This is a genomic window from Mesorhizobium sp. BR1-1-16, from assembly GCF_020165495.1.
Lineage (GTDB): Bacteria > Pseudomonadota > Alphaproteobacteria > Rhizobiales > Kaistiaceae > Kaistia.
The window spans coordinates 279,763-295,196 of record NZ_JAIUIE010000002.1 but is presented as its reverse complement, the minus strand read 5'-3'; the positions used below and the strand labels follow the sequence as shown (position 1 = coordinate 295,196).

The following is a 15,434-nucleotide window of genomic DNA, read 5'->3' as shown; positions in this document are numbered from 1 at the left end:
GAACCGGCGGTCGGCGCTGCTTTCGTCTTGGACATGATCATCCTCACCGGCCCAGATAGACTTCGATGACGGTCGGATCGGCCGAAACCGCGTCGAGCGTGCCTTCCGAGAGCACCGAACCCTGATGCAGCACCGTCACCTTGACGTCGAGATCACGCACGAAGGACATGTCGTGCTCGACCACGACGACGGACTTCGTCTTCGCGATCTCGCGCAGCAGCGCCGCTGTTTCCCGCGTCTCGGCGTCGGTCATGCCCGCAACCGGCTCGTCGACGAGCAGCAGCTGCGGCTCCTGCGCCAGCAGCATGCCGATCTCGAGCCATTGCTTCTGGCCGTGCGAAAGATTGGCGGCGAGCCATTCCTTCTTGTCGGCCAGGCGGATGACGTCGAGGATCTCCTCGATACGGGCCGTTTCGCGCAGGCTCGTGCGATGAAACAGCGTCGCGAAGGGGCCACGAACGCCGGCAAGCGCCAGATCGATGTTGTTCCAGACGGTATGGCTCTCGAACACCGTCGGCTTCTGGAACTTGCGGCCGATGCCGAGCGAGGCGATCGAGGCCTCGTCCATGCGCGTCAGATCGGTATCGCCGGCGAAGAAGACGTCGCCTTCGTCCGGCTTGGTCTTGCCGGTGATGACATCCATCATCGTGGTCTTGCCGGCGCCGTTCGGGCCGATGATGGCGCGCATTTCGCCGGGCTCGATCACGAGCGAGAGCGAGCGCAGCGCCTTGAAGCCATCGAAGGAGACCGAGACGCCGTCGAGATAGAGCAGCGAGTTCTTCGCCTTCTCGCGGCTGGCCCGCACGCGTTCGGCCGGTGCGGCCGCCTGGTCATGGATCGCGGTCATGCACCTTCCTCCGCAGCAATGGTCGCATCGATCGGGGAAACGGCAGCAGGAGCCGAGGTCGATGTCGGCCTCGCCTTGGCCCGCGCCAGCAGCGTGCCGACGACGCCCTTCGGCAGGAACAGGGTGACGGCGACGAACAGGGCGCCGAGCACGAACAGCCAGTATTCGGCGAGCATGCCGCTCGTGAACCAGGTCTTGCCGAAATTGACGAGCAGCGCGCCGACGATCGGCCCGATCAGCGTGCCGCGTCCGCCGACCGCGACCCAGATCACCGCCTCGATCGAATTGGCCGGCGCGAACTCGCCGGGATTGATGATGCCGATCTGCGGCACATAGAGCGAGCCGGCGACGCCGGCCATCATCGCCGACAGCACGAAGACGACCAGCTTGTAGCCCTCGACCCGGTAGCCGATGAAGCGCGTCCGGCTTTCGGCGTCGCGCACGGCGATCAGCACCTTGCCGAATTTCGACGCAATGACGGCGCGGCAGATCAGGAAGCCCGCCGCCAGGGCGAGCGCCGAGGCGAAGAACAGGACACCGCGCGTGGCCGGCGCCTGGATGTTGAAGCCGAGAATGTCCTTGAAGTCGGTCAGGCCATTATTGCCGCCAAAACCCATGTCGTTGCGGAAGAAGGCGAGCAGCAGCGCATAGGTCATCGCCTGCGTGATGATCGAGAGATAGACGCCGGTGACGCGCGAGCGGAAGGCGAACCAGCCGAAGATGAAGGCGAGCAGTCCCGGCACCGCGACAATCATGATCGCCGCGAACCAGAAGTGGTCGAAGCCGTACCAGAACCAGGGCAGCTCATTCCAGTTCAGGAAGACCATGAAATCGGGCAGGACGGGATTGGCGTAGACGCCGCGCGCGCCGATCTGGCGCATCAGATACATGCCCATCGCATAGCCGCCGAGCGCGAAGAACGCCGCATGGCCGAGCGAGAGAATGCCGCAATAGCCCCAGACGAGGTCGACCGAGAGCGCGAGCAGCGCGTAGCAGAGATATTTGCCGATCAGCGCGATGACGTAGGTCGGCACATGCAGCGGAAAGGACGGATCGGTCAGGCTGAGCAGCGGCAACAGGATGCCGACGGCAAGCAGCAGGCCGAGCACGATATAGGTGTTGCGATCGAGCGCACGGAAGATGAAGGCGGTGATCATCGGATGGTCCCCTTCATCATGGTGCCGAGACGATCCAGCAGCCTCAAGAGGCCGGGAGCCATCCCGCTGCCGATCGATGTGCCGGTCATTCTCGCGACGAGGGTCGCATCAGCCTCGGCCATGGCGCGCGCGATCATGATCAAGCCTCCACCGAGCGGCCCTTGAGGGCGAACAGGCCGCGCGGACGCTTCTGGATGAACAGGATGATGAAGACGAGGACGAGGATCTTGGCGAGAACGGCGCCGGCATAGGGCTCCAGGAACTTGTTGGCGATGCCGAGCGTGAACGCGCCGACCAGCGTGCCCCAGAGATTGCCGACCCCGCCGAACACCACCACCATGAAGCTGTCGATGATGTAATTCTGGCCGAGATTGGGGCTGACATTGTCGATCTGCGATAGCGCCACGCCGGCGATGCCCGCAATGCCGGAGCCGAGCCCGAAAGTGAGCGCATCGACATAGGGCGTGCGGATGCCCATCGAGGAGGCCATCGGCCGGTTCTGCGTCACCGCGCGGGTCTGCAGGCCGAAGGGCGTGCGCTTCAGGACCAGCATCAGCACCGCGAAGACGCCGAGCGCGAAGACGACAATCCACATGCGGTTGTAGGTGATCGCGAGATGGCCGAGATCGAAGGTGCCGGACATCCAGGATGGATTGCCGACCTCGCGATTGTTGGGTCCGAACCAGGTGCGAACCGCCTGCTGCAGGATCAGCGAGATGCCCCAGGTGGCGAGCAGCGTTTCGAGCGGCCGGCCATAAAGGAAGCGGATCACCGAGCGCTCGATCAGGACGCCGACACCGCCGGAGACGAGAAAGGCGAGCGGCAGCGCGATGGCGAGCGACCAGTCGAAAAGGCCGGGATAATGGCTGCGGATGACCTCCTGCACGACGAAGGTCGTGTAGGCGCCGAGCATGACCATCTCGCCATGCGCCATGTTGATGATGCCCATGACGCCGAAGGTGATGGCGAGGCCGATCGCCGCGAGCAGCAGCACCGATCCGAGCGAGATGCCGTACCAGACATTCTGTACGCCGCTCCAGAGCTGAAGCGTTCCCTGGATGGTGGTGATCGCGGAGGCAGCCGCGGTCTTGGCGGCGCCGTCCGGCGCAGAGGCGACGAAGGAGGAGAGCAGCGAGATCGCGTCCTGATCGTCGCGCTGGCTGACGATCTCGACGGCCGCCAGCTTGTCGGCATCGCTCATGTCGGAGCGGAGGACTGCAGCGGCGCGGGCAAGTTGCAGCGCGGCGGCGACGCTCTTGTCGGTTTCCTTGGCGATGGCGGTGTCGAGCAGCGGGATCTGCTTGGGATCCTGGCTCTTGTAGACGTCGCCCGCCGCGGCGAGCCGCTTCTGGGGGTCGGGGGACATCAGCGTCATCAGCCCGAGCGCGGCGCTGATGGTTTCGCGGACCGAGTTGTTGACGGTGATCTTGCTGACTTCATCGGCCGCCGCAGGACCGGCGTCCTCGCCCGTCAGCGGATCGACGAGATTGTAGCCGTCATCGGTATCCGTGACCTTGAAGACGGCGCTGTCGGCGACGCGGACATAGAGCTCGCCCTGGCCGAGCGCCTGCAGCAACTCCGGCACGGCTGGATCGCCTGTCGCCGCCAGCGCCCCGATCGCTTCCTTCAAGGCCGTATAGCCGGGCGTTCCCAATGCGTTGACCTCGGGGCGGATGTCGGCGCCGAAGGCCGGATGCAGCGCCGCCGCGAGCATGAAGAAGACGGCAGCGAGGGTCGCGAGGCACGGAAGAGAATAGCGCATGGTCACCGATGTCCGTTCAGGCGTCACGAGGATCCAACCGGCAAGATGTCTTGCGGGCCCGAGGGATTGCAGGAAGGCGCGGAGGCGCCTTCCTGCCTGGTTTCATCACGGATCACGAAGCATGATCCGTGCCATGGGACGGGTCAGCTACCGCATTTGCCGGTGGCGACGTCGTAGTTGCCGCAGGACAGCGGGGCGCGCCAATCCGAGATCAGGCTCTTGGATTCCGGCAGGTAGGGAGACCAGGCAGCGCCCGGGAGGAGGCCCTTGGTCTGCCACACCACATCGAGCTGGCCGTCGGCCTGGATCTCGCCGATATAGACCGGCTTGGTGATGTGATGGTTCGGCATGACGGCCGAGTAGCCACCGGTCAGGTTCGGCACGGCGGTGCCGATGAGAGCGTCGATGACCGCATCGGTGTCGGTGGTGCCAGCGGCCTGCACGGCCTTAACCCACGCGTTGAAGCCGATATAGGTCGCTTCCATCGGGTCGTTGGTGGTGCGCTTGTCGTTCTTGATGAACGCATGCCACTTCTTGATGAATGCCTTGTTGGCGGGCGTATCGATCGACTCGAAATAGTTCCAGGCGGCGAGATGGCCGACCAGCGGCTTGGTGTCGATGCCGGCGAGTTCTTCTTCGCCAACCGAGAAGGCCACGACCGGGATCTCGGTCGCCTTGATGCCCTGGTTGCCGAGTTCCTTGTAGAAGGGAACGTTGGCATCGCCATTGACGGTCGAAACGACGGCGGTCTTCTTGCCGGCCGAGCCGAACTTCTTGATGGCGGCAACTTCGGTCTGCCAGTCAGAGAAGCCGAACGGCGTGTAGTTGATCATGATGTCTTCGGGAGCGACGCCCTTGGACTGCAGATAGGCTTCGAGGATCTTGTTGGTCGTGCGCGGATAGACGTAATCCGTGCCTTCCAGAACCCAGCGCTTCACCGAGCCGCCATCGGCGCTCATGAGATAGTCGACCGCCGGAATGGCCTGCTGGTTCGGCGCCGCGCCGGTGTAGAAGACGTTCCGCTCGCTCTCCTGGCCCTCATACTGGACCGGATAGAACAGGATCGAATTCAGTTCCTTGAAGACCGGCAGGACGGACTTGCGGGACACCGAGGTCCAGCAGCCGAACACCACCGCGACCTTGTCCTGGCTGATCAGCTCGCGCGCCTTTTCGGCGAAGAGCGGCCAGTTCGATGCCGGATCGACGACGACGGCCTCGAGCTTCTTGCCGAGGAGGCCACCCTTCTTGTTCTGCTCGTCGATGAGGAAGAGCACCGTATCCTTGAGGGTCGTCTCCGAAATCGCCATCGTTCCCGACAGCGAATGAAGGATGCCGACCTTGATCGTATCGTCAGCGGCGTGGGCGCCCGTGACGCCGGCGCCGATCAGGGCCGCCGTCGCGAGCGCGCCGAGAGTCCGGCCTACTCGTTTGAACATGAAGGAATTCCCCCTGCTGGAACGCCGCTCACGGGATTGCCCCGGGCGGTCGTCACGTCTGGCTTCCATTTTTCCCGAAACGACAGCGGCAAAGCCAAGGCTCGCCCTTCCTGACGCTCGCAGGGATTGTCGACCGGATTCCGCAGTGCGGCATATACGTCGATTGACGTAGGTGCAGCGCGAAGCGCCGCCAGCCGCGCAATCTGCTGGCTGTCCGGAGACTTGCGCGGGCGGCATGGATCGGTACTGTCGCTCGATCAGTGTGCACGCCTTGAAACTGGGCAGGAGACGATGGCGGGACGACAGCGGATCCTACCGGTCCGCCGCGAATACAATCGCTGGGTCGCCAACCAGACGCTGGAAGACTATGCCCTCCGCTTCACGGCGAAGAGCGCCCGGCGCTGGAAGACGCCACGCGTCGCCCAGACGGCGATCGGCGCGATTTCCTTCCTGGCGCTGGAGGCGATCGGCGGCGCGATCACCCTCTCGCATGGCACCACCAATGCGCTCGCCGCGACGCTCGTCGTCGGCGTGGTGCTGTTTCTGACCGGCCTGCCGATCGCGCGCTATGCCGCGCGTTATGGCGTCGATATCGACCTGCTCACGCGCGGAGCGGGCTTTGGTTATATCGGCTCGACGATTACCTCGCTGATCTACGCGACGTTCACCTTCATCCTGTTCGCGATCGAAGCCTCGATCATGACGACGGCGCTGCAGCTCGCCTTCGGCATCCCGATCTGGCTCGGCTATATCCTCTCGGCCGCGGCCGTGATCCCGCTCGTGACGCATGGCATCACCTGGATCAGCCGCTTCCAACTCGTGACGCAGCCCTTGTGGATCGTGCTCAACATCCTGCCGGTCGGCTTCATCCTGTGGCAGGACGGCGGCTCGGTCGCCTCCTGGCTCGCCTTCGACGGCCTGACGCCGGGCGCAAGCGGGCATGGGCTCGATCTCGTCGCCTTCGGTTCCGCCTGTTCCGTCATTCTCGGCCTGATGCCGCAGATCGGCGAGCAGGTCGACATCCTGCGCTTCCTGCCGCCGGAAGGCCTGCGCGGCCGCCGCGGGCGGATCGCGACAGTGCTGGCTGGCGCAGGCTGGATCATCGTCGGCGCGCCGAAGCTCCTGTTCGGATCGTTCCTCGCGGTGCTGGCGCTGCGCCACGGCGTGCCGGCCGAACATGCCGCCGAGCCGGCGCGGATGTATGTCGTCGCCTTCGGCTATGTCCTGCCCTGGCCCGATGCGGCGCTGTTTCTCTCAGCAGCCTTCGTCGTGGTGTCGCAGCTCAAGATCAATGTGATGAACGCCTATGCGGGTTCGCTCGCCTGGTCGAATTTCTTCTCGCGGCTGACGCACAGCCATCCGGGCCGCGTCGTCTGGCTGATGTTCAACGTCGCCATCGCCCTCCTCCTCATGGAGCTCGGCATCTACAGGGCGCTTGAACAGACGCTCGGCCTCTTTTCGGTGGTCGCGGTCGCCTGGCTCGGCACGATCGTCGCGGACCTTGCGATCAACAAGCCGCTCGGCCTTTCGCCTGAAGGCATCGAGTTCAAGCGCGCCCATCTCTACGACATCAACCCTGTCGGGGTCGGCGCGATGGGGACGGCGACGGCGATTGCCCTTGTCGCGGCGGTCGGACTGTTCGGCGAGGTCGCCAAGGCACTCGCGCCCTTCATCGCGCTTGGCCTCGCGCTCGTGACGGCGCCCGCGATCGCCTGGCTGACCAAGGGCCGCTATTACCTCGCCCGCAAGCCGCGCGCGCAGTGGATGCTGAGGACCGAGATCCAGTGCACGGTCTGCGAGCATTTTTTCGAGCCCGAGGACAGCGCCTACTGCCCGGCCTATTCCGGACCGATCTGCTCGCTCTGCTGCTCGCTGGATGCGCGTTGCCACGACCTCTGCAAGCCGCATGCACGGCTGCAGACGCAGGTCGCCACCGCCGTGTCCGCCGTGCTGCCCGAAAGCGTCGCCAGGCGGATCAGCCCGCGGATCGTGCAGTATCTCGGCATTCTCACGCTGTTCATGGCGGTGATCAGCCTGGTGCTGATGCTGATCCATGTTCAGGCGACCGCACATGGCGGCATTCACGACGCGATCATCGGCCAGACCCTCTGGGCGGCGTTCTTCATCCTGTTCATCGTTGCCGGCATCGCCTCCTGGTTTCTTGTTCTCGCCAATGAGAGCCGCCATGTGGCGCAGGAGGAATCGGCCCGGCAGAACACGCTGCTGCTGCGCGAGATCCAGGCGCATCGAAGGACCGACGCCGAGCTGCAGCGCGCGAAGGAGGCGGCCGAAGCTGCGAACCTCGCCAAGAGCCGCTATCTGGTCGGCTTGAGCCACGAATTGCGCACCCCGCTCAACGCCGTGTTCGGCTATGCCCAGATTCTCGAGCGCGACGAGACGATCGCTCCCTCGCGGCAGGACCGCATCCGCGTCATCCGCCGCAGCGCAGAGCATCTCTCGGGCCTGATCGACGGGCTTCTCGAGATCTCCCGCATCGAGGCCGGCCGGCTGCAGCTGCAGCGCAACGAAGTGCGGCTCGGCGATTTTCTCGACCAGATCGTCGACATGTTCCGCTTCCAGGCCGAGGGCAAGGGGCTCGGCTTCACCTTCGAGCGGCCGCCTTACCTGCCGGAACTGGTGCATACGGACGAGAAGCGGCTACGGCAGATCCTCGTCAACCTGCTCTCCAATGCGATCAAGTTCACCGAGACCGGTTCGGTTCGCCTCGTGATCGGCTATCGCAACCAGATCGCCAGCATCGTCGTCGAGGATACCGGCCCCGGCATCCCGGCAGAGGATATCGATCGCATCTTCGAGCCGTTCGAGCGCGGCGCCTCGACCCGCTCGCGCGCCGTGCCCGGAACGGGGCTCGGCCTGACGATCACCAAGATGCTGGCGCAGCTGATGGGTGGCGACATCACCGTGGCGAGCACGGTCGATGCCGGCAGCCGCTTCGAGGTTCGCCTGATGCTCGCCTCAATCGAGCGGCCGGCCGCCGCGCTGCCGCCGCCGGCGCTGCGCATCCATGGCTATGAGGGATTGCGCCGCACGATCCTCGTCGCCGATGACGACCAGGATCACCGCGATCTCGTCCGCCACATCCTCGAGCCGCTCGGCTTCATCGTCCTGGCCGTGCCCGACGGGCCGTCCTGCCTGGCGCTCACCGGCGATATCCGGCCGGATCTCTTCCTGCTCGACATCTCGATGCCCGGAATGAGCGGCTGGGAACTTGCGCGGCGGCTGCGCGAGCTCGGCCACGTCGCGCCGATCCTGATGCTCTCGGCCAATGTCGGCGAGACGCAGCCGGCACCGGGCGAGAACGCCGTCCATGACGGCGCGCTGCCCAAGCCGTTCGAGATCCGCCAGCTGCTCGACCGCATCCAGACGCTGCTGAAGCTCGACTGGAGCGACGAGCTGCCCGCAGCGACGCGCGCCGAAGACCCCGCGCCAATGAACAGCCCCGGCGCAGACCATGTCGAGGAGCTTCTGCATCTTGGCCGCATCGGCTATGTCCGCGGCATCGAGGCGAAGCTCGATCAGCTCGACAGCGACGCCGCCAACCGTGTCTTCGTCGCCGCCATGCGCAATCATCTGAAGAATTTCGATTTCGACCGCTACCACGCGGTCCTGGAGGCGATCGGCGAGGATGGCTGAGATCGCAAAGGCCCGCGACATCGTGCTCGTCGTCGACGATTCACCGGAGACGCTGAGCTTCCTCACCGACGCGCTGGAGCATTCCGGCGCCACCGTACTGGTCGCGACCGAAGGCGCGCGCGCGCTCGCCCTCGTCGACCGCATCACGCCGGACATCATCCTGATGGACGCGGTCATGCCAGGCATGGACGGGTTCGAGACCTGCCGTCGATTGAAGGCCAATGCCGCGCTCGCGCATGTGCCGATCATCTTCATGACCGGACTTTCGGAAGCCGAGCATATCGTCGAGGGTCTGGAGGCGGGCGGCGTCGACTATGTGACGAAGCCGATCGTGCTCGACGTGCTGCTTGCCCGCATCCGCGTTCACCTCGCCAATGCCCGCACTGCACAGAGCGCGCGGCTGGCGCTCGACACAGCCGGCCGCTATCTGCTCGCCGCCAATGGCTCCGGCGAAATCCTCTGGTGCACGCCGCAGGCCGTGCGCCTGCTCGAAGCGGCCCTTCCTGCGCAAGACGGCGTCATCCTTCTGCCCGAAAGTCTAAAGGTCTGGCTCAAGATTTCGGCCGGCCAGCGCGGCTCGATCCCGCCACCGGCGCCGATCGTCGCGGCCGACGGCCAGCCGTTGCAGCTCTCCTATCTCGGCAGCACCGGCGAGGGTGAGTTCCTGTTCCGCCTGACACGCGAGGATTCGGACGGCCAGGAAGCGCTGCTGCGCCGCCAGTTCGCGGTCACGGCGCGCGAGGCGGAGGTTCTGTTCTGGATCGCGCGCGGCAAATCCAACCGCGACATCGGCGAGATTCTCGGCCTTTCGCCGCGCACCGTGAACAAGCATCTCGAGCAGATCTACCAGAAGCTCGGCGTCGAAAACCGCGCCTCCGCCGCCGTGATGGCCCTGACGGCGCTGGGGGAAGCGTAGCGTTGTGACGGCTTTCACACCAGTCAGTGCGATGCGGTAAAAGGCGAACATTCCCAGAATCTTAGCTGTCTTGCCGGTTGTCCGCAGGGCTTTGACCGCATCCTTCCATCGACGTAGAGTGGCCGCCGTTGAGGGTGGCGGCTGCCACGGGGAGAAGATCATGGCTCGTCTTTTCGGCGCTCTGCAGCGCGTCGTGTTCGGCTTCGTGCTCGGTTCCGGACTGCTGGCGATGTCGGCGGCAGAAGCAGCGGATCGCAGCGTGATCATCTCCCGCGACGCTGATTATGCGGGCTTCGACACCCAGACGCTCAAGGATGTCGACCAGAAGGCCTGCGCGAGCGCTTGCGTCGCCGACCAGACCTGCCAGGCCTTCACCTACAATACCAAGGCGCGCTGGTGTTTCCTCAAGAACGATTTCGGGCCGCTCGCCACTGCGACCGGAGCCGTCGCCGGCCGGATCGTCACCACAAAGCCCCTCGCCACCTCGGTCGCGACCAAGCGAACGGATGAGCTGGCCTTTCTGGGTCCCGGCCCGTTCGACGAAGCCAAGGCACAGCTCGGCGGTCTCGCGCGCGCCTATCCCGCCAACGGCTTCGGCTACGCCCAGATCGCAAAGACGACCGCGACGGCGGCCGTCAAGAACGACCCTATCGTGGCGACGCGCGCTTATGGCGCGATGCTGGCAATCCTGCCCGAGGACCCTGCCGTGTGGCGGGCGTTCGCCAACGCCTTCCTGCAGCAGAATTCGAACGACAGCGGCGAGCGCCAGCAGGCGGCGACGGGCGCGACTTCGGCCGCGATCAATGCCTATCTCCGCTCGGATGGCGCCAGCGATCAGGCTCTCGCGCTGGGGATCCTCGGCAAGGCGCTTGAACGGCGCGAGATGTGGCGGGAGGCGATCAAGACCTATCGCCTCGCCCTCACCTTTCGCGAGGACAAGTCGATCCGCGCCGCCTATGACGCGGCGCTTCGCGATCACGGCTTCCGCATCGTTTCGAACAGCGTCGATGCCGATGCCGCTTCGCCGCGCATGTGCGTCGTCTTCTCGGACCCGCTGCCGGTCGCCGATCCGAAGCTCACCGATTTCATCGTCGTCGAGGGTGGCAGCGGTCTCGCTGTCGAGCCCGAAGACAACCAGATCTGCGTCGACGGGCTGAAGCATGGCAGCCGCTACACCATTCGCGTCCGCGCCGGGCTGCCTTCTGCCGACGGCGAGACGCTGGCGCAGACCGCCGAGATTTCCAGCTATGTACGCGATCGCGATCCGTGGGTCGGCTTTGCCGGCAACGCCTATGTGCTGCCGGCCGGCCAGGGCGCCTCGATCCCGATTGATTCGGTCAATGCGAGCCGTATCGCCGCGACCGTCTACCGGATCGGCGACCGTTCGGTCGCCATCGCGGTGCGCGACGGCACGTTCCTCCGCCAGCTCGATACCTATTCGGCCGAGCAGATCGCGAGCCAGTCCGGCCAGGAAATCTGGAAGGGCGAAATCGAGGTCGGTTCCAAGCTGAACGAGAGCGTCACCACCGCAATCCCGATCGGTGATGCGCTGAAAAGCGTCGAGCCGGGCGTCTACGTCATCACCGCCCGGGCAAAGGTCAACGACACCGACTATTACGGCGACCTCGCGACGCAATGGTTCATCGTTTCCGATCTCGGCCTCTCGGCGCTGTCGGGCACTGATGGCGTGCATGCCATCGTGCGCTCGCTGAACACCGCCGAGGCGCTGGCCGGCGTGAAGGTGAAGCTCGTCGCGACCAATGACGAAGTGCTCGGCGAGGCGAAAACCAACGCCGACGGCTATGTCCACTTCGAGCCGGGCCTTGCGCGGGGCCAGGGCGGCATGGCGCCGCAACTGATCGTTGCCGAGACGGGTGCCGGAGACTACGCATTCCTCGATCTGAAGAAGACCGCCTTCGATCTCACCGACCGCGGCGTTGACGGGCGCCCGGCGCCGGGCAAGCTCGACACCTTCATGACGACCGAGCGTGGCATCTATCGCCCCGGCGAGACGGTTCATCTGACGGCGCTACTGCGCGACGCCGAGGCACGCGCAGTCACCGGCCTGCCGCTGACGCTCGTCGTCGATCGGCCGGATGGCGTCGAATTCCTGCGCAGGAAGCTCGACGACGCCGGGCTCGGCGGCTACAGCGCCGATGTGACCATGCCGGACGGCGCCCAGCGCGGCGCCTGGCGCTTCCAGCTCTTTGCCGATCCCGATGGCGCGGCGCTCGCCGACATCTCGGCGCTTGTCGATGATTTCGAGCCCGAGCGGATCGCGTTCGAACTCTCGACCTCCGCCACCCGCCTGACCTCGGGCGAGACCTTCCCGATCGACCTCACCGCGAAATATCTCTACGGCGCCAAGGCGACCGGGCTCGGCGTCGATGGGGACTTCATCGCGACGCCGACCTCGAGCGCCGCCGAATTTCCGGGCTACAGCTTCGGCCTCTCCGACGACCCCGTCGAGGCCATCCGCGACTCGCTCGGCGCGACAGCCGTCACGGATGACGAGGGCAACGCCTCGCTGGAAGCGACCGTGCCGGAGCTGCCGGCGACCACCAAGCTCTTCGACGCCGAGATCGTCGTCCGCGTCACCGATACCAATGGCCGTGCCGTCGAGCGGCGGCTGAAGCTGCCGGCCAGCGCCGGCGGGGCGCATGTCGGTATCAAGCCGGGCTTCGATGGCGGCAGTGTGCCTGAAGGTGCATCGGCCAAGTTCGAGCTCATCGCCATCGGCGCCGATGGGGCGCGGATCGCTGCGCCCAGCGCCACATGGTCGGTCGAGAAGCTCGAAACCAATTACCAGTGGTATCGCCGCGACGGCGCCTGGAAGTATGAGCCGATCACGACGTCGAGCCGAGTCGTCAACGGCACGGCCGACATTCCGGCCGAAGGGTCGGCGACAGTCCAGGCTGATGTCAAATGGGGCCACTACCGGCTGACGGTCAGTCTTGCCGGCGAGAACGAGACCTCCTCCAGCGTCGATTTCGACGCCGGCTGGTATGTCGATGCGGCTTCGCAATCCGAGACGCCTGATATGCTGGCCGTTTCGATGGACAAGGCACATTACAAGGTCGGCGAAACCGCGAAGCTGCGGCTTGATCCGCGCTTCCCCGGCATTGCGCAGATCATGGTCATCGACGACCGCGTCATCGACATGAAGACGGTCAGCGTGCCGGAAGGCGGGACCACCGTCGACTTGCCCGTGACCGCGAACTGGGGACCGGGCGCCTATGTCACCGCGGCGCTCTACCGCCCGATGGACATCGCCGCCAAGCGCATGCCGACGCGGGCGCTCGGCCTTGCCTGGGTGCCTGTCGATCCGGGCGACCGCAGAATCGCGATCACGCTCGATACCGACGACCAAATCCGGCCGCGCGGCCCGCTCACCATTCCGGTGACGCTCGCCAATGTTCCGGCTGGCACCGAAGCCTATGTGACGGTCGCAGCCGTCGATGTCGGCATCTTGAACCTCACCGGCTTCAAGACGCCGGCGCCGGATGAATGGTATTTCAGCCAGCGGCGGCTCGGCATGGAAATCCGCGACCTCTATGGGCAGCTGATCGACCGCATGCAGGGCGTCCCCGGCAAGCTGCGCTCCGGCGGCGATGGTGGCGCACCCGGCCTCAAGGCGCCACCGCCGACCGAAAAGCTGATCGCCTATTATTCGGGAATCGTGAAGGTCGGCCCTGACGGCAAGACCACGATCACCTTCGATTTACCCGACTTCAACGGCACCGTCCGCCTGATGGCGATGGCCTGGACCAAGGACGGCGTCGGCCATGCGGAAAAGGACGTCATCGTCCGCGATCCCGTCGTGGTGATGGCAAGCCTGCCGCGCTTCCTGACGCCCGGCGACCAGAGCCGTATCCTGGTCGAGATCAACAATGTCGAGGGCGCGGCGGGCGACTATCGCCTCGCGGTCGACGCGCCCGGCGTAACCTTGCAACCGGGCGACAATGATCGCGGCGTCCGGCTCGAAACCGCGGCCAAGGCGACGCTCGCGCTGCCGATCACGGCCGAGGCGATTGGCGACCACCAGATCACGGTGACGCTGAACGGGCCGGATGGGGCGAGCTATGGCCGCACCTACATGCTGGGCATCCGCCCGGCGGGCCAGCCGATCTCGCGCCGCTCGCTGATCGCGCTCGCGCCGGGAGCGAAGCTCACCCTCGACGAGGGCGCCTTTGGCGAGTTCCAGCAGGGCACCACCAGTGCGACGCTGGCGGTTGGCGGCAATGCGCGGCTCGACGTCCCGGCAATCCTCGCCTCGCTCGATCGTTATCCCTATGGCTGCACCGAGCAGATCACGTCGAAGGCGATGCCGCTGCTCTATCTCAACCAGGTCGCGGCAACAATCGGCATCGCGCAGGACAGCGAGATCCGCAAGCGCGTGCAGGCTTCGATCGGCAAGGTGCTCGACAATCAGGCGGCCTCGGGGTCTTTCGGCCTTTGGGGACCAGGCTATGACGATCTCTGGCTCGACGCCTTCGTCACCGACTTCCTGACCCGCGCCAAGGCGACCGGCTATGACGTGCCGGAGATCGCGTTCAACAACGCGCTCGACAACCTCGCCAACCGCATCGGCTATGCGCAGGACTTCGAAAAAGGCGGCGAGGCGATCGCCTATAGTCTCTATGTGCTGGCCGCCAACGGCAAGGCGGCAGTGGGCGACCTCCGCTACTACGCCGAGACAAAGCTCGGCAATTTCGCGACGCCGCTGGCGCAGGCGCAGATCGGCGCAGGCCTTGCGCTCTACGGCGACAAGGCCCGGGCCGAGATCGTGTTCAAGGTGGCAGTGGCGAACGTCAAGTCGGGCTATGGCGTGCAGCCCGCCTATCGCGACGACTACGGCTCGTATCTGCGCGATCAGGCTGCCGTGCTGACGCTCGTTGCCGAGACCGACGCGCAGAGCGCAGATGTGCCCGCGCTCGTCGATACGGTCGCTTCGACCCGCGACCAGCGCCGCTTCATCTCGACCCAGGAACAGGGCTGGATGCTGATGGCGGCGGCCTCGCTGATGAAGGACGTGAAGAACGCCTCGCTCGATGTCGACGGCAACGCGGCCGAAGCGCCGCTTTACCGCAAGTTGCTCGGCTCCGATGTCGAGGGCCGGCCTCTCGTCGTGGAGAACACCAGCACCATACCGCTCGAGGCGGCGCTGACATTGACCGGAATCCCGATTGATCCCGAGCCTGCCGGCGGCGAGGGCTTCACGATCGAGCGCAGCTATTTCCACACCGACGGCACCGAGGCGGACCCGACAACGGTCGCGCAGAACGACCGGCTGGTGGTGGTGCTGCATGTGACGGCGACCGAAGCGCGCTTCGGCCGTCTGATGGTGGTCGATCCGCTGCCGGCGGGCTTCGAGATCGAGAACCCGAACATCTCGGCCTCGGGCGACACGTCGACCTATGAGTGGCTGTCGGTCGAGCGCAATGTCGCCCATACCGAAGCGCGAACCGATCGCTTCATGGCGGCGCTCAACCGCACCTCGCAGGATCCGGTCGAGTTCTCGGTCGCCTATGGCGTCCGCGCCGTCTCGCCGGGCAGCTTCGTGCACCCGGCCGCGACCATCGAGGACATGTATGATCCGGACCGCCGGGCCAACACCGACACCGGCCGCGTCGAGGTCGTCGGCCCGACGGTGACGAAGTAG

8 protein-coding genes are annotated in these 15,434 nt (G+C 65.6%); 3 read left to right on the top strand and 5 right to left on the bottom strand.

The genetic code is table 11. The features are described from left to right. Positions 1 to 43: 43 nt before the first annotated feature. From urtD to urtA, 5 genes are all read right to left on the bottom strand, one after another. Positions 44 to 847, bottom strand: a complete 804-nt coding sequence (gene urtD / locus LB518_RS07215) for an urea ABC transporter ATP-binding protein UrtD (RefSeq protein ID WP_224574987.1) — start codon at positions 845 to 847, stop codon at positions 44 to 46. Then, positions 844 to 2,004: an urea ABC transporter permease subunit UrtC gene (gene urtC / locus LB518_RS07210; RefSeq protein WP_224574985.1), complete on the bottom strand. Its 1,161-nt coding sequence runs from the start codon at positions 2,002 to 2,004 to the stop codon at positions 844 to 846. Before urtC ends, urtD begins: the two co-directional genes overlap by 4 nt. Continuing rightward, the gene (locus LB518_RS07205; RefSeq protein WP_224574974.1) at positions 2,001 to 2,141 is read right to left on the bottom strand and encodes a hypothetical protein; all 141 of its coding nucleotides are present in this window, start codon (positions 2,139 to 2,141) and stop codon (positions 2,001 to 2,003) included. The genes urtC and LB518_RS07205 overlap by 4 nt, the downstream gene beginning before the upstream one ends. Before the next feature lie 2 nt (positions 2,142 to 2,143). Further along, complete coding sequence (gene urtB / locus LB518_RS07200; RefSeq protein ID WP_224574972.1) at positions 2,144 to 3,766, bottom strand: urea ABC transporter permease subunit UrtB; 1,623 nt, start codon at positions 3,764 to 3,766, stop codon at positions 2,144 to 2,146. A gap of 143 nt (positions 3,767 to 3,909) precedes the next feature. Then, on the bottom strand, positions 3,910 to 5,202 hold the full coding sequence (gene urtA / locus LB518_RS07195) for an urea ABC transporter substrate-binding protein (RefSeq protein WP_224574970.1): 1,293 nt from the start codon (positions 5,200 to 5,202) through the stop codon (positions 3,910 to 3,912). 291 nt (positions 5,203 to 5,493) lie between these two features. On the opposite strand from urtA, the gene LB518_RS07190 reads away from it, so the two are divergent. The 3 genes from LB518_RS07190 to LB518_RS07180 all read left to right on the top strand — a co-directional run bounded on the left by LB518_RS07190 (position 5,494) and on the right by LB518_RS07180 (position 15,434). Further along, positions 5,494 to 8,856 carry an ATP-binding protein gene (locus LB518_RS07190; protein WP_224574968.1) on the top strand — a complete coding sequence of 1,121 codons (3,363 nt, stop codon included), beginning with the start codon at positions 5,494 to 5,496 and terminating at the stop codon, positions 8,854 to 8,856. Next, positions 8,849 to 9,772 carry a response regulator gene (locus LB518_RS07185; protein ID WP_224574966.1) on the top strand — a complete coding sequence of 308 codons (924 nt, stop codon included), beginning with the start codon at positions 8,849 to 8,851 and terminating at the stop codon, positions 9,770 to 9,772. Before LB518_RS07190 ends, LB518_RS07185 begins: the two co-directional genes overlap by 8 nt. 160 nt (positions 9,773 to 9,932) lie before the next feature. Then, entirely contained in the window at positions 9,933 to 15,434 is a 5,502-nt protein-coding gene (locus LB518_RS07180) for an alpha-2-macroglobulin family protein (protein WP_224574954.1), read from the top strand.